The sequence below is a fragment of the Haemophilus sputorum CCUG 13788 genome, from assembly GCF_000238795.1.
In the GTDB taxonomy this organism is placed as follows: domain Bacteria; phylum Pseudomonadota; class Gammaproteobacteria; order Enterobacterales; family Pasteurellaceae; genus Haemophilus_A; species Haemophilus_A sputorum.
In genome coordinates, this window is record NZ_AFNK01000053.1 from 16,619 (window position 1) to 36,443 (window position 19,825).

Below are 19,825 nucleotides of genomic sequence, written 5' to 3' on the forward strand. Positions count from 1 at the left end.
CCTCTCTTGACTGTCGGTTTATACAGGTATTTTACTGATTGTCTAAACAGTGTCAACTATATTTTATGAATTTTTTTACAGTGGTTTTAAAAACAGTTAAAAAAGGATCTGGCAATAAAAAACGCACTCTATTGAGTGCGTTAAAAGAAAAACTGATATTATAAGCTTTCTGTGAAAGTACGAGTGATAACATCACGTTGTTGTTCTGGCGTTAATGAGTTAAAACGTACTGCATAACCAGAAACACGAATAGTTAATTGAGGATATTTTTCAGGATGTTTAACTGCATCTTCTAAAGTTTCGCGACGTAATACGTTAACGTTTAAGTGTTGACCACCTTCCACTTTGATTGTTGGTGCAACGTTTACTGGTACTTCGCGGTAAGAAATTTGACCTAATTCGCTGATAGCAACGACTTGATCTTCTTTATAAACATCACCTTTTGCTGCAATGCAACGTGCTTCGTTTTTTGCTTCATCTAACAACCAGAAAGAGTTTAATAAGTTGCTGTTTGCAGATTCAGTGATTTGTACGCCTTTAATCATGATAAAGCTCCATATGTTGAGAAAAAATAAACAGATTTATAAAATAATTTGAAAGATTCAAATTTATTTGATGTGCGCATTATACCCCTTTAGTTTTAGATTGCGATAAAAATTTAAGCATTTAGCATTTTTATGGATTGTTTGGTTAAAAAATGTTCGTTATTGTTTGTAATAAGAAGGAAGAAAAATGAAAACGTGGAAAGAAGCGATTGGTGAAGAAAAACAAAAAACCTATTTTCAACATATTTTACAACAGGTTCAGCAAGCTAAAGCAGCGGGAAAGACGGTTTATCCCCCACAATCAGAGATCTTTAGTGCCTTTAGTCTAACTGAATTTGAAGCCGTAAAAGTGGTCATTCTAGGGCAAGATCCTTATCACGGGCCAAACCAAGCACATGGCTTGGCATTTTCAGTCAAGCCACCAATAGCGCCACCACCTTCATTAGTGAATATTTATAAAGAGCTTGCACAAGATATTCCTAATTTTCAAATTCCTCATCACGGTTATTTGGTTGATTGGGCAAAACAAGGTGTGTTGTTACTTAATACTGTGTTAACTGTGGAGCAAGGTCAAGCACATTCGCATGCAAATTTTGGCTGGGAAACCTTTACCGATAAAGTGATTGAACAACTCAACTTGTATCGTGAAAATTTGGTGTTTTTACTTTGGGGAAGCCATGCACAAAAAAAAGGGCAGTTTATTGACCAAAATCGTCACTGTGTATTGAGAGCGCCACACCCTTCGCCACTTTCAGCGCATCGTGGTTTCTTTGGCTGTCATCATTTTTCACAAGCGAATCATTATCTTGAATCAAAAGGACTTTCACCAATTCAATGGCAACTCCCGTTAAATGTAGAATTGGTAAATCGTTAATAAAATTAGGCCGCTTGAAATTTTGCTTGACTTTGTGCTGATGTACTATTTTAATAGTGCAAAATCTTTGCAATTAAATAAGGAATTATTATGCAAACTGAATCATTATTAGAAAAATTATTTAATGCACAATCTCTCACGCAAGCTGAATCACATTTTTTCTTTGATCAAGTGATTCAAGGTAAACTTTCTTCTGAACAATTAGCAGGCGCTTTGATTGCATTAAAAGTTCGTGGTGAAACCATTGAAGAAATTGCTGGAGCAGTTGAAGCTGCTTTTGCAAATGCAACGCCATTTCCAACACCAGATTATCCTTTTGCTGATATTGTAGGCACTGGCGGAGATGGACATAATACGATTAACATTTCAACCGCCAGTGCAATTGTTGCCGCAACCTTAGGCTATAAAATTGCTAAACATGGTAGCCGTAGCGTTTCAAGTAAAACAGGCGCGAGCGATGTGCTTTCGGCATTAGGCATTGATGTAGGCATTTCACCGGAGCAAGCGCGTAAAGCATTGGATGAAACGAATCTTTGTTTCTTATTTGCTCCGCATTATCATTCGGGATTTCGCCATGCAGCACCCGTTCGCCAAGCATTAAAAACGCGTACCTTGTTTAATATTTTAGGTCCACTTGTGAATCCAGCTCACGCAAAACGTCAAATGTTAGGCGTCTATTCTCCAGATATTCTGAAAATTTATGCAGAAACGGTAAAAGCCTTAGGTGCTGAGCATACCATCGTGGTACATGGTGCAGGATTAGATGAGGTGGCGGTTCATGGTGAAACATTAGTTGCAGAAGTTGAAGGAGGTAACATTCATTATTTTAGTGTTACGCCAGCAGATTTTGGTATTCAAACACATTCGTTAGCAGATTTAAAAGGTGGTGAGCCGGAAGAGAATGCAGAAATGTTGAAAGCCTTATTAAAAGGTGATGGAAAACCCGCGCATATTGATGCAGTTGCAGTAAACGTAGCAATGTTGATGCGAACCTTTGGCGAAAGAGATCTCAAAGCCAATGCAGCTAAAGTAAAAGCGCTACTTGCAAGCGGAAAAGCATATGAAACGCTAGAAAAATTAGCAACCTTTAACGCATAAAGAAAAGAAGGCAATCTCACGGATTGCCTTCTTTTTCGCATGTCTATAGCCGTTTGCCGTGTTCAACATGAATATTGCTACTTTGATCGACAGTATTGTCATAATCCGCTTTAAAGCCTTTTAAAATCACTCGAATATGATTTTCTTTTGCATAAATATTAGCAAAATCTTCAATAAGCTCTAATACATCGCAGGCAATGTAAGAGGTTCTTTCGGCATTGATGATTAAAGTTGAATCTGGTTGGATGTTTTTCAACGTTTTCTTAATTGCCGCTTTATTTAAAAAAGAAACTTCTTCAGCTAAATCTAAGCGAATGGTAGTTGCTTCGGCTAGTTCTTCTCGGCTCAAATAGTAAGCTCGTTTCATATTGCCATGAAGAATAAATAGAATACTGATAATTAAGCCTAGCCCAACGCCTTTTAATAAATCAAATATCACTACCGCTGCAGCGGTGGCAATAAATGGAATAAATTGATAAATGCCTTTATGCCAAAAATGTTTAAAAACGGCTGGTCGGGCTAATTTATAGCCAACTAAAATCAACACGGCAGCCAATGTGGCTAATGGAATTTCATTTAGCCATGCCGGAATGGTAAGTACACAAACAAGCAATAATAAACCATGAATAATGCTTGAAATTTTATGCGTAGCACCCGCATTTGCATTGGCTGAAGAGCGTACAATTACGGCTGTAATAGGTAAACCACCAATAAGTGAAGAAACCAAATTCCCCACACCTTGTGCACGTAGCTCTTGGTTGGTATCGGTAATTCTGCGTTTTGAGTCAAGGCGATCGGCGGCTTCAATCGAAAGTAGTGTTTCGATAGAGGCAACGACAGCAATAGTTGCGCCAGTAATCCAAACTAATTGATGACTAAAACCAGAAAAATCGGGCAAGGTAATAAATGTTTGAAAGTCATTCCAGTTTTCAATCACGGGAAGGCGCACTAGCTGTTCGCTTGGAATAGCTAAATAGCTATTAGTGGCAATAAAGATATGGTTAATAAGCACACTTACAATAACTGCAATCAACGCGGAAGGAAGTTGTTTAATTTGTTTAAGCTTAGTTGAGCTATCCCAGCCAATAATAATGAATAGAGAGATAAGCGTAATAATAAGAGAGCCTAAGTGAATATCAATTGAGGCGTGTGATAATTGCGCTAGGCTAAATTTACTGCCAAAAGCGTAAGGGAGTTGGCTAAAAATAATTAGAATACCAATACCGGCAAGCATCCCTTCAATGACCGCAACGGGAATATAGTTAGTAATACTGCCCGCACGCAAAAAACCAAGTGTAATTTGCATTATGCCTGCAATCATACCTGCACAAAGAAATAATTCAAAAGAGTGTAATTGGTTAATCGTTGCCAAAACAATCGCAACAAGCCCAGCAGCAGGGCCTGCAACACTAATATGTGAAGTGCTGAGGGTACCGATAATGATTCCCCCAACAATGCCTGAAATAATCCCTGACAGTGGCGGCGCACCTGAAGCCAACGCAATGCCTAAACAGAGCGGTAATGCGACAAGAAACACAACTAAGCCCGAGGCAAAGTTTTGCTTTAACAGTTGGATTTTGCTGGTATTCATAACATCCTATGGAGGAAATGGTTAAAAACATTATTCTACGCTTAATTTTGAATCATTTTTTTGGCCTATATCAGATTTTATCAATTTTTTTATAAATTTAACCGCTTGAATTGAATTTTTTTGCAAATTTTGTCCATCGGCATTGCAAAAAATGCTTATCCTCTTTAAACTTTCGAGTAATTTTTTGTTCAATTTTTAAAGAGTTATATTTTATGACCGAATCTCTTAACACAACCTCGGAACTTTCGCTCGGACAACAGTTAAAACAAGCGCGTGAAGCGCTCGGTCTTTCTGTGGAAGACGTGGCGAAGAAAACGAATTTAAAAAAATCGCATATTGAATCGTTAGAAAACGATATTTTTGTACTACAAAATGTAGCGCCTACTTTTGTGCGTGGCTATGTGCGTAACTATGTTCGTTTTTTACGTTTGCCTGAAGGCTTAGTGTCTAGCGTTAATTATGGAGAGGTCATTTTACCTAAAACGGTAATCAATAACGCGCAACCGTCTAAAGTGAAACAAAAATCTCAAACTCAATGGGTAAAATATTTAACCATCGCGATTTTATTGGGTGCTTTAGGAATGACATTGGTTTGGTGGTATCAAGATTATCAAAAAGAGCAAGCAAACCGTGATCAATTTGTGATTGCTGCAAACCAAGAAACTCAACAACAAACCAATAATGCAGCGCCAGCGAAAAATGAGATTGCCTTACCCGCGCTACAAACAGAAAACAAAACAGTAGAAACAGCTGCTCAACCGGCAGTAGAGCCTGTAAAAGTTGAAGCATCAAAAGAAAGTACACCAACAGTGGAAGCGCCTGCTGTAGAAGTAGCAAAAACTGAGCAAGCAGTAGGGCCTGTAAAAACAGAAACGCCAGTGGTTGAACAACCTGCTGTGACTGCGCCAACTGAAACAGCAGCGCAAACTGAAAGCGAAAAACAAAGCATTCAAGCGGTCGAAAATGCAGAACCTACTGCAAATGCTGAATCTGCAGTAAATGTATTGCAACAAAATAACGCAACGACAGAACAACCTGTTGCGGAAGAGCAAGCACCACAACAAGCACTTCCTATTGATGCATTATTACGTATTGAGGTAACTGGCAAAGAAAGCTGGATTACAGTAAAAGGCGCAAGCAGTAAGAAAAGTTTAGCGGAAAAACTGTATACTTCTGGTGAAGTATTAACTTTTAACGAGAATGAACAATACCGTTTAACTATCGGCGCGCCAGCAAATGTTAAGATTTATTATAAAGGTGAAGAAGTTCCGTTAAAAATTGACGGACGTGTTGCACGTATTAAACTTCCATTACAATAGGAATTTCTCATGTCAGCAGTACACCAATCGCCGATTAAACGTCGTCAATCCAAAAAGATTTGGGTTGGAAAAGTTCCTGTCGGTGGCGATGCACCGATTTCAGTTCAGTCTATGACTAACACCCGCACTACGGATGTTGAAGCAACCGTCGCGCAAATTAAAGCCTTAGAAAAAGTGGGTGCAGATATTGTTCGCGTTTCTGTACCAACGATGGATGCCGCAGAAGCGTTTAAAGCAATTAAGCAACAAGTAGAAGTGCCACTAGTGGCGGATATTCACTTTGACTATCGAATTGCGCTTAAAGTCGCAGAGTATGGCGTAGATTGCTTGCGTATCAATCCAGGTAACATTGGTAACGAAGAGCGTATTCGTTCTGTGGTTGATTGTGCGAAGGATAAAAATATTCCAATTCGTATTGGGGTTAATGCTGGATCATTGGAGCGTGATATTCAAGAAAAATATGGCGAACCAACTCCACAAGCATTATTAGAGTCTGCATTACGCCACGTAGATATTTTAGATCGTTTCAACTTCGATCAATTTAAAGTAAGCGTAAAAGCATCCGATGTATTCCTTGCGGTAGAGTCTTATCGTTTATTAGCAAAAGCGATTGAGCAGCCATTGCATTTAGGTATTACTGAAGCCGGTGGCGCACGCGCAGGTTCGGTGAAATCAGCTATCGGCTTAGGTTTACTCCTTTCAGAAGGAATCGGAGATACTTTACGTATTTCGCTAGCAGCGGATCCAGTTGAAGAAGTGAAAGTGGGTTTCGATATTTTGAAATCATTACGCATTCGTTCACGCGGTATTAACTTTATCGCTTGCCCAACTTGTTCGCGTCAAGAAATTGATGTGATTGCAACGGTAAATGCATTAGAGCAACGCCTAGAAGATATTTTAACACCAATGGATGTTTCCATTATTGGCTGTGTGGTAAATGGCCCGGGTGAAGCATTAGTTTCAGATCTTGGTGTGACTGGTTCAAATAAAATGAGCGGTTTCTATCTTGATGGCGTGCGTCAAAAAGAACGGTTCGATAACGATAAACTCATCGACCAACTTGAAGCGAAAATTCGAGCAAGAGTTGCAGAACAAGCGCAACGTATCGAAATTACCCCGATAGGCTAATCGTATCTAGCGGTGGAGTTTGTAAAAACATTTGCAAATTTCACCGCTTTTTTCTTTTTATTTCTTGGTTTCTTTCAAAATGACAATTTCCTGTGGAGAACAATATGCAAAAATTACTTTTTATTATCAATTCTGCCCCATATGGCAATGAAAGTTTTTTCAGTGGTTTACGTTTAGCACTACAAATTCAAGAACAGCACAAAGCAGAAATTAACATCTTTTTAATGTCGGATGCCGTGGTCGGTGGTCTTGCTAAACAAGCGCCATCAGAAGGCTATCATGTACAGCAAATGTTAGAAATTTTAACCTCACAAGGCGCTACAGTGAAACTTTGTAAAACTTGTACGAATGCGCGTGGTATAACTGAACTTCCTTTAGCTGAAGGGGTAGAAATTGGGACATTGATTGAGTTAGCAGACTGGACAATGCAAGCCGATAAGGTATTGAATTTCTAATGCAAGATATTGATGTTATTGTTATTGGCGCTGGCGCAGCAGGGCTGTTTTGCGCAGCGCAATTAGGTCAAGCGGGCAAGCGTGTGCTTGTGTTAGATAATGGCAAGAAAATCGGTCGTAAAATTTTAATGTCGGGCGGCGGTTTCTGTAATTTCACGAATTTAGAAGTGACACCACAGCATTATCTTTGCCAGAATCCTCATTTTGTTAAATCAGCATTGGCACGTTATAACCAGTGGGATTTTATTGCACTCGTTGCACAATATGGCATTAGCTACCATGAAAAAGAATTGGGGCAGCTGTTTTGTGATGAAGGGGCTGAACAAATCGTTAAATTACTAGAAACAGAATGTCAAAAAGGCAATGTCGAAATTTTGCTAAAACAAGCGGTCATTTCTGTCGAAAAATTTGCAAATGGTTTTGAAATTCAGACCGCTTGTGCTCGTTACCAAACCCCTCATTTAGTTGTAGCCACCGGTGGACTTTCGATGCCGGGGCTTGGCGCGACACCTTTTGGTTATAAATTGGCAGAACAGTTTGGCCTAAATGTTGTGGCACCACGAGCCAGCCTTGTACCTTTTACTTGGAAAGAGAGTGATAAGCCTTTTGTAAGTTTATCTGGGATCTCTTTGCCAGTGAGTGTCAGCAATCAAGGAAAAACTTTTAGCAATCAGATGTTGTTTACCCATCGCGGGCTTTCTGGCCCCGCAATTTTGCAGATTTCTAACTATTGGCAAATGGGCGAAAGTGTTGAAATTGATCTGTTACCTAACGCAATGATTACCGATATTTTACAAGAGTTGCGTCAATCTTCGCCGAAATTACAGCTTAAAACAGTCTTAGCGCGTTATTTGCCTAAAAAACTGGTTGAATTATGGTTTGAGCAAGGTTGGTTAAAAGAAAATACGTTAGCCCAACTTTCTAAAGCTGAACTGGCACATTTGGAACAATGGATTCATCATTGGGCATTTTTACCAAATGGTACAGAAGGTTATCGCACTGCAGAAGTGACCATGGGCGGTGTGGATACTGCCGAAATTTCTTCTAAAACAATGGAAGCCCAAAAGGTTCAAGGCTTATATTTCATTGGTGAGGTCTTGGATGTAACGGGGTGGCTCGGGGGTTATAACTTCCAATGGGCGTGGTCTTCGGCTTTTGCTTGTGCGCAGGGTATTTGTCGCGTTTAGGCAAAAATGGTAGCATACCTATATATTTTTTTGATTGAGAACAGAATTTGAGTAAAAGACGATTAACGCAAAATCAACAGCGCCGTATTCAATCTAACCACCATAAACGAATCAGTAAAAAAGAGTTTGAGTGGCAAGAAGATATGCTTGGCGAAGTGCAAACGGGCATCGTAGTTACGCGACATGCGAAGCATGCTGATGTTGAAGCGCCTAATGGAGAGATTTGCCGTTGTAATTTACGCCGAACGCTAAAAAATGTGGTAGTCGGTGATGTGGTTTCTTGGCGACAAGGAACCGCGCAACTGCAAGGTATTTCAGGTGTGATTGAAGCGATTTATCCACGCAAGAATGAGTTAACTCGCCCTGATTATTATGATGGCATTAAAGTGATGGCATCGAATATTGATCAGATTATTATTGTTTCTGCTGTGTTGCCAACCTTATCGCTTAACATTATTGACCGTTATTTGGTTATTTGCGAAACGGCAGGCATTCCCGCGTTGATTGTACTGAATAAAATTGACTTATTAAGCCCAGAAGAGCGCGAAGCGGTAAAAGCACAACTCTCTATTTATGAAAAAATTGGTTACGAAACATTATTGCTTTCTGCTGATACAGGCGAAAATATGGCTACATTAGATAGCTATTTATCGAAAGGCACCTCTATTTTTGTGGGACAATCTGGTGTAGGAAAATCAAGTTTAATCAATCAGTTATTGCCAGAAGTGCAAGCTTTAACAGGAGTGGTGAGTGATACCTCTGGTCTAGGGCAGCATACCACGACAGCTTCTCGCTTATATCATCTTCCACAGGGGGGAAATTTAATTGATTCACCAGGGATTCGGGAATTTGGTTTGTGGCATTTAGAAGCTGAGCAGATTACGCAAGGTTATCGCGAATTCCAACAAGTGCTAGGTACTTGTAAATTTAGGGATTGTAAACACGGCAATGATCCTGGTTGTGCATTACGCGAAGCAGTGGAAGCAGGTAAAATTGATCCGATTCGTTTTGAAAACTACCATCGTTTAATTGAAAGTCGAAACGAAAGTAAGAGCCAGCGCCATTTCAGAACGGAGATTGCCTAATTATGTTTATTTATCCAAAAGCAAAACTGATTGCCGGCGTGGATGAAGTAGGACGTGGCCCGTTAGTGGGTGCAGTAGTGACTGCTGCAGTTATTTTAGATCCGCAAAAGCCGATTATGGGGCTGACTGATTCTAAAAAACTTTCAGAGAAAAAGCGTTTGGCATTAGCTGAAGAAATTAAAGAAAAAGCCCGTTGTTGGTCATTAGGTCGAGCTGAGCCAGAAGAAATCGATTCGCTTAATATTCTGCATGCAACAATGTTGGCAATGCAGCGTGCTGTGGAAGGCTTGAGCATCACGCCTGATTTTGTATTGGTTGATGGCAACCGCTTACCTAATTTGTCAATGCCAGCACAAGCGGTGGTAAAAGGCGATGCATTAGTACAAGAAATTAGTGCAGCATCAATTTTAGCGAAAGTGACACGCGATTTAGAAATGGCAGAGTTAGATAAACAATTTCCAGAATATGGATTTGCAAAACATAAAGGTTATCCGACCGCTTTACATTTTGAAAAATTAAGCCAATATGGTGCTACGCCTTTTCATCGCAAGAGTTTTGCGCCAGTGGCAAGATGTTTAAATTTAAAATAAAAAGGACAGTGTTATGACTGAAAAAACTTATCAAGAAACAATTTTTAGTAAAATTATCCGCAAAGAAATTCCGGCAGATATTGTTTATCAAGATGAATTGGTTACTGCTTTTCGTGATATTTCGCCACAAGCTAAAACCCATATTTTGATTATTCCAAATAAATTTATTCCAACTGTTAATCATGTCACAGCTGAAGATGAGCAAACACTTGGTCGCTTATTTACAGCAGCAGCGAAAATTGCACAAGCGGAAGGCATTGCCGAAAATGGCTACCGTTTGATTGTGAATTGTAACCAACATGGCGGGCAAGAAGTGTTCCACATTCATATGCATTTAGTTGGCGGTGAGCCACTTGGTGCGATGTTAGCGAAAAAATAGAGGGTTTATGCGTAACGCATTATTTGTTTTTGCAATCGGTTCATTTTTTTTGACCGCTTGTGGTAGTAATCCACAAAGTTACTTGCCGGCAAAATCTAAGCCAATAGTAAATATTGAATCACCGATGGAGCAGTTTGTTGAAGTAAATGCGAAAGCGGATACCTTGACTCTAGAAAATAAAACGGATTCGCCAATCAGTAGCACGTTAAAATTCTTTTGGTATGACCAACATGGTGCAACGCAAAGTCAAGATGCTGCGAATGAAGGGTGGCAGCCGTTTTATTTGCCAGCGAAATCTCTGCTGAAGATTAACCTGATAAAACCTACGCCTGAGAGTGAAAATTATCGAATTTATCTCAGAAAAAATGTGATTTAGAAGAAAAAAGAGAGGAAATTTATTTTCCTCTCTTTTTGTTTATCTAACTAACTTATTTTTTCGCTTGTAATAACCATTCAACCGATTGGGCCAATAATTTCGTGCCTTGTACCGTTAAAATGGATTCTGGATGAAATTGGAAGCCACAAATCGGTAATGTCTGATGACGAACCGCCATAATAATATTTCCATAAGTAGCATTAACCACTAATTCCGCAGGAAGATCATCTCCCATCAATGAATGATAACGAGCAACGGGCATAGGATTGTGAATGCCGGCAAACATGGCTTGGTTGTCATGATCAATTTTAGAGACTTTACCATGTAACACGGTGCCAGTATGGACAACCTCTCCTCCTAATGCCTCAATAATCGCTTGGTGGCCTAAACAGATGCCAATCATTGGCACTTCATGTTTAAGTTGTTTAATAATCTCAATTAAGTTTCCTGCTTCTGCTGGTGTGCCAGGGCCGGGAGATAGCGCCACAATACACTCTGGGGTATTACGCGCTTTTTCTAAAAAAGCGTCTAATGGGTAGTCGTTACGAAATACGGTAACTTGGTGGCCAAGGTCGCGAAATTGATCGACTAAGTTATAAGTAAAAGAGTCAAAATTATCCACAAATAAAATATGTGCCATGGGATTTTCCTTATTTGGTATTTACTTCGGCAATTGCTTTTAAAACTGCTCGGGCTTTATGTCGAGTTTCATCGGCTTCAGATTGTGGATCTGAATCTAACACTTCACCACAACCAGCTTGAACGTAAGCCATGCCATTTTGTACGAACGCAGAGCGAATTACGATACAGGTATCTAAGTCACCTTTTGAGGTTAAGTAACCCACGGCGCCCCCATAACTGTGACGTTTTTGCTGCTCAACTTGATAGATAAGTTGCATTGCTTTAATTTTTGGCGCACCAGTGAGGGTACCCATATTCATGCAAGCTTGATAAGCGTGCAGTGCATCTAAGTCGTGGCGTAATGTTCCAACCACGCGTGAAACTAGGTGCATGATATGTGAGTAGCGGTCAATTTGCATTAAATCCACGACTCGGCGAGTTCCTGCTTCACTAACGCGTGCAACATCATTACGGGCTAAATCCACCAGCATTAAGTGTTCTGCAAGCTCTTTTTGGTCAAGGCGTAATTCTAATTCTAAGCGAGTATCTAATTCTGGATCGATATTCCCGTGAGCATCAAAACCGCGCGGGCGTGAGCCAGCAATAGGATAGATTTCTAATTGTCGGCTTTGTGAAGTGTATTTCAATGCACTTTCTGGTGATGCACCGAATAAGGTAAAGTTTTCCCCTTGCATTAAGAACATATAAGGGCTTGGATTGTTAATTTTTAGCTGGCGATATGCGGCTAAAATGTTTGGACAAGGCAAGCTAAAACGGCGTGAGGGCACGATTTGGAAAACATCGCCAATGTTTAAATGATGTTTAAGTTGGGTCACAATCGCTTTGAAATCTTCATCTTCAATATTGGTTTGCACTTCGCCTGAAGCAGCTTGTGTTGGAAGGCGTAATTCACAAGGTTGATATTTCGCTAATGTTTCACTAAAGGCTTTAGCTTCTTGCGTTAATGCGCCTTGTTCCTTTTCATCAAAACAGAAAGTATGTAAAACAGCTTGTTGTTTTTGGTGATCAACAAAGACCAATTGTTCAGCTAAATAGAAACTATAATTATGGCAACGTAAACCATCGTCTTTTAATTCAATGCCATCCATTGGAATAAAGTGCGCGACCAAATCATAGCTGAATAAACCACCTAAATAGACCGCATCTTCAGATTGCGTAAAAAGTTGGCTGACTACGCGTAGCCCATCAAACACAGTACTCGTTTTTAATTTGCTATCTTCATCTAAGTGCTGGTTAATGGTTGGAAAGGTTGCTTGCAAGCGGTCATTTTTTTCTGAAAATTTGCAAATAGGCGCTGGAGAAAGTTGTGAGAGAGCTTGTGCTATCTGTGGTAAGACGGCTTGTCCATTTGCGGTTAATGCTTCAAATGTGACTTGTTGTGCATCACAAAAAATGTGAACGGCTGATTTTGCAAAAATAAGACTTTTTAAGCTGTTTTTACTTTGAATTTCCGCAGAATCGAGTAACAGCGTATGTGAACGATTGCTGCATAAATGATAAAACGCAACTGTGGTATCTTCGTAATAAGGAATCACAGTTTGTTGAATTTGCACGGTCATAGTATTTTTCCTACATTGATTTTTGCACTATTAAACTAGTACACAAAAAAGAAGTCAAGCGCTTTTCGATGGAATTTTGAAAAGCCTATAAATCAATAGACAAAAAGCGTATAATAAGCGCTATCTTCGTCAGGAGAACATCATGAGTCAATTTTTTTATATTCACCCCGATAATCCGCAAACTCGTTTAATTCATCAAGCCGTCGAAATTATTAAAAAGGGTGGTGTTATTGTTTACCCAACGGATTCTGGTTATGCGTTAGGTTGTGCAATTGGCGAAAAAGCAGCAATGGATCGCATTGTGGCCATTCGTCAGTTACCAGAAAATCATAATTTTACTTTGGTGTGTCACGATTTGTCTGAGATTTCATTGTATGCAATGGTAAGTAATCAGTCTTATCGCTTAATTAAAAATAATACGCCAAATCCATACACCTTTATTCTACCGGCAACTAAAGAGCTGCCACGTCGTTTAATGACTAAGCGTAAAACGATAGGGATTCGTGTGCCAGATAATGCGATTGCTTTGGCATTATTAGAAGCTTTAGGTGAACCGATTCTTTCTTGTTCTTTGATGCTGCCACATACAGAAGTGACAGAATCCGACCCAGATGAGATTCGAGATTATCTAGAAAAACGGGTGGAATTGATTATTCATGGTGGCTATTTAAGTCAACAACCTACCACCGTAGTAGATTTAACAGACGAAACCCCTGTGATTATTCGCGAAGGGGCGGGTGATTTAACCCCATTTAATTAAACATTTTATTGATAGACGCTTGTGAAAGCGACAAAGGAAACCGAATGAAAACATTTCAAGTCTCACGCGCAGACAAAAAATTCGCAGATAAAACGAAAAAAGCACAGCCATTTCGTGATGAAAAGCGCCCAACAACAAAACCATTAGCTAAGAAGCCTGCTAAACCAACTCAACTTGATGCAAATCATGCAGAAAAGAAAAGTAGCGTAGAAAAAAAAGCAAAAGTGGTAGGCGAAAAGCTGCAAAAAATCTTAGCAAGAGCAGGCCAAGGTTCACGTCGTGAATTAGAAACCATTATCGCAGAAGGCCGAGTGAGTGTGGATGGCAAAATTGCAAGCCTGGGTGATCGCGTGCAAGTGAGTTCTGCCACGAAAATTCGTGTAGATGGCAATTTAATCAATTTAATTCCAACGCAAAAAGAGATTTGCCGTGTACTTATGTACTACAAACCAGAAGGGGAGCTTTGCACACGTTCTGATCCAGAAGGGCGTGCAACCGTGTTTGACCGTTTACCTCGTTTAGTGGGTTCTCGTTGGATTGCAGTAGGGCGCTTAGATATTAACACTTCTGGTCTTTTACTGTTTACCACCGATGGGGAATTAGCTAACCGTTTAATGCATCCAAGCCGCGAAGTCGAGCGTGAATATTCAGTGCGAGTATTTGGCAATGTTGACGAAGCAATGTTGCAACGATTACGTAAAGGCGTTCAACTGGAAGATGGCCCTGCAAACTTTAAACAAATTAAAGTGGTTGGTGGCACAGGGATTAACCAGTGGTTTGATGTAACTTTAACTGAAGGGCGTAATCGTGAAGTTCGCCGTTTATGGGAATCTCAAGGGGTAGAAGTGAGCCGCTTGATTCGTATTCGTTATGGAAATATCAAATTAGAAAAAAGTTTACCGCGCGGTGGTTGGGAAGAGATGGGACTTGAGCAAGTTAACTATCTGCGTGAATTAGTCGGTTTACCTGCTGAAACAGAAACAAAAGTGGATGTGACGAAAAACCGTCGTAGAGCGAACATTCGCCAAATCCGCAAGGCAGTAAAACAACATACCAAATATCGCAATAACAAATAAGCGAGCGAAGCATGAAACCAACATTCAAAGAAAAATCTGCTAAATTTCAACAAGGCAGTGAAAAGACCTCTCGCAATTTTAATGAGCGAAGCTTTAATGAACGTGATCAAAAAGGTTCAGAGCGTCGTGCTAAGCCAAAGGGAAAATTTGCAAAAGATTCGGCAAAACAGACCGCTTACAGCTACCCTTCAGAAGGCCGAAAAGCCAGTGGTGAAGGAAAAGTGAAAATTTTAGTGAAAGGTGGAAATCCGTGGCAAGGTGAGAAAGAGAAAAAAACGGGGCCACTTTCACCACGCGCACCAGAAAAAATTAAGAAAAACCGTGCTGAAGAAATGAAAGTTTATGGCGAAAATGCTTGCTTAACTTTATTTCAACAACGTCCACAAGCAATTGTTCGTCTTTGGGCAACGGTTGAAGGTGCCAAAAAATTAGGCGAAGTAACGAGCTATTTAGCTGCAAATAAAAAAGCTTATCACGTTGTAGATAAAGCAGAAATGGAACGGGTAACGGGCACGGAACATCATGGCGAAATGTGCTTGTTAGTGAAAAAAGCGCCTGCGTTGACTTTAGATGGCTATTTACAAGTGCCACGTAAACAAGATTGTTTGGTTCTGTTAGATTGTGTGAACAATGCGCAAAACGTTGGCGGAATTGTGCGTACTTGTGCATTTTATGGCGTGAAAGGGGCAATTGTTGAATCGGCTGATTCGTTATATTCAAGTGCGGCAGCGCGTGTGGCAGAAGGTGGATTAGAATTTGTTCGCCCACTTGAAACTAAACATAAAGAAATTGCTTTTGAACAATTAAGAAAAGCAGGGTATCAAATCGTGCATTTAACGCGTAGCAAACAGGCGAAATCTTTAGCGCAAACAACATTAAATGAAAAGGTTGTTTTTGTATTAAGTGAAGTGATGAGCCAAGAGTTAAGTGAGCAAGATACCTCTGTTCAACTTTCATTTGCTAATCCGCTGAACAGTGGTTTGAACATCGCAGTGAATGCAGGTGTGTTACTGAATCAATGGTATCAAACGTATTGCTTATAATGGATAAGAAATCCCCATGGGGATTTTTTTATAGAGAATTTCCCTTTGAGAGGTGCTTGAAAAAACGGCAGATAATTAAAAATGTGTAGATTTAATTTAGCCTAGCTTTACTTTATGATAATAATCGGGTATTTTGGCTTTCCCGTTTTGGGATCTTGAAGTGTATAAAAAATACACGCTAATCTAACCAATTGAGCAGACCAATGGAGTTAACTATGGCTGAACAAATTACCCCTTCAAATGACGTGCTTCTTAAAGCCGTCCACGATACTTTAGTTATTTCAACCACCGATTTACAAGGTGTCATCACTTACGCAAATGATCTTTTCTGCAAATTAACCGGCTACTCTCGTGAAGAGTTAATCGGTCAACCACATAACTTAGTACGCCATCCAGCTGTACCAAAAGAAGTTTATAAAGATATGTGGGATACGATTCAAGCAGGTAAAATTTGGACTGGTATCGTGCCTAACGTAGGTAAAGGTGGCGTGGTGTATGTTGTTGATACAACCGTTCAGCCAATTTTTGATGCAGAAGGTAAAATCACTAGCTACATTAGCGTGCGTCGCGTAATTAACGACTTAATGCAAAATTTCGACGCGGTAGAATTATCAAAAGAAATTTTTGACGATTTCTACGACAAATAAGATTTGAGCGTGCCGAATTGGCACGCTTTTATTTTATTGTGCTTATAATGTTAAGGAGAAAAAATGCGCAACGAGATTCAAAAAATTTATATAGCTTATGCATCAGAATCTGGCAATACCGAAGTTTTGGCAAAACAATTAGCGAATGAAGATTGGTTAGCCGCTTATTCGCCTACCTTAGCCACATTAAATGAATTTAATTTAAATCAACCGAAAGAGAACGATTTATTATTAGTTTTAACCAGTTCTTTTGGTGACGGTGAACCACCTGCAAATGGGGATGAATTTGTAAATAATTTAGAAAATTTAACCGCTTTACCCTGTTATTATGCCGTATTTGGTTTGGGTGATGTCACTTACGATAAATTCTGTGGGTTTAGTAAACAAGTTGATGAGTTATTGTTAAAAAAACAAGCTAAACCATTTATTGCGCGCGTAGATGCAGATTTAAATTATGCAGAAATTTTTAAACAATGGTTGCCATTATTACAACAAACATTAGCTCAAGTAGTAGATTTACCAAAAACGCATACTCTTTCTGTCAAAGTTTATAATGAGAAAACCGTTTATCAGGCAGAAGTTTTAGAAGTTAAACATTTAGCAGCATCAGATCCAGCCGTTTATCATTTACGCTTATCTTTAGCGGATAGTGGAATTTTCTATCAAGCCGGTGATTTAATTTATGTTCAGGTTGAGCAACCAGATAATGAATTAGCAAATTATGTAGATTGGTTTAATAACCTAGAAGCAAAAAATTTATTAGCGAAAAAAGAGCTACGTTTATTAAGTAAAAATGTATTACGTGATTTAAATAAAATTTTAGACCATGCAGAATTAAAAAATTTACTGAAAATCTCTAATAAAAAAGCATTAGAAGCGTATTTATATGGTCACGATTTATTTGATGTATTAACTGATTTTGATGCAGAGAAAAAGGTAACGTTAGAGAATTTAGTTGAGATTTTACCAAACTTAACCGCGCGTGCTTATTCGATTAGCTCTTGTGGTAAAACGCATCCAGATTATGTTGATTTATGTGTACGTCATGTTCACTATCAATTAAATGACAGAACTTATCAAGGTACTGCAAGTGATCAGTTAGCTAAAGTTAAAGTCGGGCAAAAACTTTCTGTTTTTGTGAAATCTAATCCAACCTTCCACTTACCGAAAGTATTAAATGCACCGGTTGTGATGATTGGCTCAGGTGCGGGCATTGCGCCACATATTGGTTTCTTGGAATATTTTGCTAATCAAGATAAGCCAAGTGCAAGCTATTTGTTCTTTGGTGAACGCTATCAGGCAAAAGATTTCCTTTATCAAGAACAATTAAAAAACTATCGGCAAAATGGTGTATTAACACAGCTTTTCACCGCGTTTTCACGCGATCAAGCGGTCAAATTTTACGTGCAAGATGCAATTAAAGCACAAGGCGAATTGATTTGGCAATTGATTGAACAGGGCGCTTATTTCTATCTTTGTGGTAGTAAATCGATGAGTAAAGCAGTGGATGAAGCGTTAATTGAGATTGCTGATCAAATCGGACACCAGCCTTATGTAGATGATTTCAATAATATTATCGCAACGCTGATTGCTGAAGGGCGATTATTTAGAGATGTTTATTAAATAAAGTAAAAAAGCTGAAATCATCAAGATTTCAGCTTTTTTATTTAGGATTGTTTATATAAATGAGGAATCAGTTTTCCATTTAAATATTCTCCAATATAAACTTGTTCAACGGTTATTTGATTTTTTTCTAATTCTTGTTTTACCCAATCTTCATCTCGGTTGAGCAGTTCTAAAATATCCGAATCAATTTGTCCATCAATAATTAGTGGATAACGCAAATCTTCATCGCCATATTGAATAATAGAGATTTGCCCATTTTGCTCGATGACGGCACGTTTTACTGTGGCGATTTCATAAATTCCAGCTGCACGTAATTTGAACATTAAATCATGTGCTGAAATGCCATTTTTCATACATTCATCAATTTGAACTTTTCCATTTAGAATTACCCATACCGGTTTGCCATCAATAATATTTTTCACAAATTGGTTATGGTTTTTAATAAATCTTAGGGTAAATACTAACAATGTCCATAAAATAAGTACTAAGATAAATTGCAATATACCGATATTATCATTGTAAATGACTGCACCAATAATTCCACCTAATACATAGTTTTGTACTTGATCCATGGCAGAGGTAGGGGCTAAATTGCCTTTTCCCATTAAATTAATTTGAAGAATTAACCCGATAATCCCAATAGTTAATTTTATGGCTAAGAAAGAGTAACTTTCCATTATTTGTTCTCCTTATCAATAAGATTGATATTAGAATTAACTAAATTAATATCTGATAAAGTATAGGCAGTAAAGTCATTATTAAAATGAACTTCAAAATATTTACTTTTAATCCCAATAATCATTCCATTAGTTAATTTTTGGTCATTAACTATCAGATCCTCATTTTTTAACTGCTGATTATCTCTTACTGAATTTAGGAATGTGATAATTTGAGAACTATCATTGGCATAGATTTGATTTTGCTCATATTGAGTATATTGAATACCAAGCAATAAAATAATAAGTAATAAAGAAATAATGCTTAAATCCCGATATTTACTTTCTATACGATGGCGTAAATACAGTGTAGAAGCTAATAATAAGGTACCTAGGGTAACAAAAATAGCAATGTATTTTAGATAATCCTGAAAATACATTTTATTTTCTAAATAAAAGTAAGTGAAAAAAGACATATGCCCTCAGCTTATATAATAGAAAAATGCAGGGAATCCCTGCATTTTTTATGTGAATTATTTATGTTTTTTTGATGCTTTGTGACTTGCTTTTTTAGGTTGAGCTTGTGGCTTTTCCTGTTCAGCTTTATGTTCATCATCAATAATGGTTTTTACACAGAGATGAATAATATCGTCTGCACCTTTGCGAATATATTCATCATCGCGAATTTGTCCTTTTTGTAAATCATGCATCGCATCATCAATTCCTTGTACCATGCTTGCTTTATCTAATAATCCCCAGCAGTTGGCATCTAGATGGTTTACATTACTTTGGAACCCCTCGGCAAATAGGATGCCGCTATAATAAGCATAAACGTTATGATCCATTAAACGATTCAAGGTTGTAGCACGAATTTGTTCAATTGGCATATTGACTTTGCCATAGTACCAGTCGCTTACGCCTTTCGTGAATGAGGCAATATCATAATTGGCAGTCACGCGGTCTTTATATGTTTGACCAGTAACGCCATAAGAGACCGCATAAGATTTATCATCAATTTGATCTTTGCTTAAACGGCTTGGTGTGTTGTTTGAACAAGCGCTTAATAAAACAGCAACACAGAGAAATAGGGCTTTATGGACTAATTTCATTTTGCTCTCCAATTTATCGTAGGGTAAATATCTGATATCTGCTATTATTCTACCCAATAAAAGGCATGTTTGCCTAAACA

At 38.6% G+C, this 19,825-nt stretch carries 22 protein-coding genes; 15 read left to right on the plus strand and 7 right to left on the minus strand.

Annotation, left to right across the window (positions count from 1 at the left end; all coding sequences use genetic code 11):
* Positions 1–158: 158 nt before the first annotated feature.
* The gene (grcA, locus tag HSP_RS0106830; RefSeq protein WP_007524928.1) at positions 159–545 is read right to left on the minus strand and encodes an autonomous glycyl radical cofactor GrcA; all 387 of its coding nucleotides are present in this window, start codon (positions 543–545) and stop codon (positions 159–161) included.
* A 187-nt stretch (positions 546–732) separates the two neighbouring features.
* Between grcA and ung the strand changes: the two genes are divergently transcribed.
* Both ung and trpD read left to right on the plus strand, forming a co-directional pair.
* Positions 733–1,419, plus strand: a complete 687-nt coding sequence (ung, locus tag HSP_RS0106840; RefSeq protein WP_007524588.1) for a uracil-DNA glycosylase — start codon at positions 733–735, stop codon at positions 1,417–1,419.
* Positions 1,420–1,509: 90 nt separating this feature from the next.
* Positions 1,510–2,517 (plus strand): anthranilate phosphoribosyltransferase, encoded by a 1,008-nt coding sequence (gene trpD, locus HSP_RS0106845; RefSeq protein WP_007524372.1) that lies wholly within the window; start codon positions 1,510–1,512, stop codon positions 2,515–2,517.
* A 43-nt stretch (positions 2,518–2,560) separates the two neighbouring features.
* Here trpD and HSP_RS0106850 read toward each other — a convergent pair whose 3' ends face one another.
* Positions 2,561–4,108: a SulP family inorganic anion transporter gene (locus HSP_RS0106850; RefSeq protein ID WP_007523990.1), complete on the minus strand. Its 1,548-nt coding sequence runs from the start codon at positions 4,106–4,108 to the stop codon at positions 2,561–2,563.
* Between the two features lie 212 nt (positions 4,109–4,320).
* On the opposite strand from HSP_RS0106850, the gene HSP_RS0106855 reads away from it, so the two are divergent.
* From HSP_RS0106855 to HSP_RS0106890, 8 genes are all read left to right on the plus strand, one after another.
* Positions 4,321–5,427, plus strand: coding sequence for a RodZ domain-containing protein (locus tag HSP_RS0106855; protein WP_007525347.1), 1,107 nt, complete (start codon positions 4,321–4,323; stop codon positions 5,425–5,427).
* Positions 5,428–5,436: 9 nt separating this feature from the next.
* Positions 5,437–6,555 carry a flavodoxin-dependent (E)-4-hydroxy-3-methylbut-2-enyl-diphosphate synthase gene (ispG, locus tag HSP_RS0106860; protein ID WP_010129693.1) on the plus strand — a complete coding sequence of 373 codons (1,119 nt, stop codon included), beginning with the start codon at positions 5,437–5,439 and terminating at the stop codon, positions 6,553–6,555.
* 104 nt (positions 6,556–6,659) lie between these two features.
* Positions 6,660–7,010, plus strand: a complete 351-nt coding sequence (locus HSP_RS0106865) for a DsrE/DsrF/TusD sulfur relay family protein (protein WP_007525475.1) — start codon at positions 6,660–6,662, stop codon at positions 7,008–7,010.
* On the plus strand, positions 7,010–8,197 hold the full coding sequence (locus tag HSP_RS0106870; RefSeq protein WP_007525005.1) for a BaiN/RdsA family NAD(P)/FAD-dependent oxidoreductase: 1,188 nt from the start codon (positions 7,010–7,012) through the stop codon (positions 8,195–8,197). The genes HSP_RS0106865 and HSP_RS0106870 overlap by 1 nt, the downstream gene beginning before the upstream one ends.
* Before the next feature lie 47 nt (positions 8,198–8,244).
* Positions 8,245–9,282, plus strand: coding sequence for a small ribosomal subunit biogenesis GTPase RsgA (gene rsgA, locus HSP_RS0106875; protein WP_007524798.1), 1,038 nt, complete (start codon positions 8,245–8,247; stop codon positions 9,280–9,282).
* Positions 9,283–9,284: 2 nt separating this feature from the next.
* Positions 9,285–9,872: a ribonuclease HII gene (gene rnhB / locus HSP_RS0106880; RefSeq protein WP_007524108.1), complete on the plus strand. Its 588-nt coding sequence runs from the start codon at positions 9,285–9,287 to the stop codon at positions 9,870–9,872.
* A 13-nt stretch (positions 9,873–9,885) separates the two neighbouring features.
* Positions 9,886–10,251, plus strand: a complete 366-nt coding sequence (gene hinT / locus HSP_RS0106885; RefSeq protein ID WP_007524766.1) for a purine nucleoside phosphoramidase — start codon at positions 9,886–9,888, stop codon at positions 10,249–10,251.
* Between the two features lie 7 nt (positions 10,252–10,258).
* Positions 10,259–10,627 (plus strand): YcfL family putative periplasmic lipoprotein, encoded by a 369-nt coding sequence (locus tag HSP_RS0106890; RefSeq protein ID WP_010129695.1) that lies wholly within the window; start codon positions 10,259–10,261, stop codon positions 10,625–10,627.
* 52 nt (positions 10,628–10,679) lie between these two features.
* Here HSP_RS0106890 and HSP_RS0106895 read toward each other — a convergent pair whose 3' ends face one another.
* Entirely contained in the window at positions 10,680–11,267 is a 588-nt protein-coding gene (locus HSP_RS0106895; RefSeq protein ID WP_007525229.1) for an aminodeoxychorismate/anthranilate synthase component II, read from the minus strand.
* 10 nt (positions 11,268–11,277) lie between these two features.
* Positions 11,278–12,828, minus strand: a complete 1,551-nt coding sequence (gene trpE, locus HSP_RS0106900) for an anthranilate synthase component I (protein ID WP_007524828.1) — start codon at positions 12,826–12,828, stop codon at positions 11,278–11,280.
* Between the two features lie 142 nt (positions 12,829–12,970).
* Between trpE and HSP_RS0106905 the strand changes: the two genes are divergently transcribed.
* The 5 genes from HSP_RS0106905 to HSP_RS0106925 all read left to right on the plus strand — a co-directional run bounded on the left by HSP_RS0106905 (position 12,971) and on the right by HSP_RS0106925 (position 17,977).
* A complete protein-coding gene (locus HSP_RS0106905) occupies positions 12,971–13,588 on the plus strand; it encodes an L-threonylcarbamoyladenylate synthase (protein WP_007525371.1) in 618 nt (205 codons plus the stop codon).
* Positions 13,589–13,632: 44 nt separating this feature from the next.
* Positions 13,633–14,664, plus strand: coding sequence for a 23S rRNA pseudouridine(2605) synthase RluB (gene rluB / locus HSP_RS0106910; RefSeq protein WP_007525422.1), 1,032 nt, complete (start codon positions 13,633–13,635; stop codon positions 14,662–14,664).
* 11 nt (positions 14,665–14,675) lie between these two features.
* Positions 14,676–15,707 carry a TrmH family RNA methyltransferase gene (locus tag HSP_RS0106915; protein ID WP_007525226.1) on the plus strand — a complete coding sequence of 344 codons (1,032 nt, stop codon included), beginning with the start codon at positions 14,676–14,678 and terminating at the stop codon, positions 15,705–15,707.
* A gap of 215 nt (positions 15,708–15,922) precedes the next feature.
* On the plus strand, positions 15,923–16,354 hold the full coding sequence (locus HSP_RS0106920) for a PAS domain-containing protein (RefSeq protein ID WP_007525154.1): 432 nt from the start codon (positions 15,923–15,925) through the stop codon (positions 16,352–16,354).
* A 63-nt stretch (positions 16,355–16,417) separates the two neighbouring features.
* Positions 16,418–17,977 carry a diflavin oxidoreductase gene (locus tag HSP_RS0106925; protein ID WP_007524508.1) on the plus strand — a complete coding sequence of 520 codons (1,560 nt, stop codon included), beginning with the start codon at positions 16,418–16,420 and terminating at the stop codon, positions 17,975–17,977.
* Between the two features lie 44 nt (positions 17,978–18,021).
* Here the strand turns inward: HSP_RS0106925 and HSP_RS0106930 are convergent, their stop codons facing one another.
* Genes HSP_RS0106930 through HSP_RS0106940 form a run of 3 tightly spaced genes read right to left on the minus strand, consistent with a single transcriptional unit; the run spans position 18,022 to position 19,745 of the window.
* A complete protein-coding gene (locus HSP_RS0106930) occupies positions 18,022–18,657 on the minus strand; it encodes a DUF421 domain-containing protein (protein WP_007524495.1) in 636 nt (211 codons plus the stop codon).
* Positions 18,657–19,112: a DUF3290 family protein gene (locus HSP_RS0106935; RefSeq protein ID WP_007525133.1), complete on the minus strand. Its 456-nt coding sequence runs from the start codon at positions 19,110–19,112 to the stop codon at positions 18,657–18,659. The genes HSP_RS0106930 and HSP_RS0106935 overlap by 1 nt, the downstream gene beginning before the upstream one ends.
* Positions 19,113–19,169: 57 nt before the next feature.
* Positions 19,170–19,745 (minus strand): hypothetical protein, encoded by a 576-nt coding sequence (locus HSP_RS0106940; protein WP_007525490.1) that lies wholly within the window; start codon positions 19,743–19,745, stop codon positions 19,170–19,172.
* Positions 19,746–19,825 lie beyond the last annotated feature (80 nt).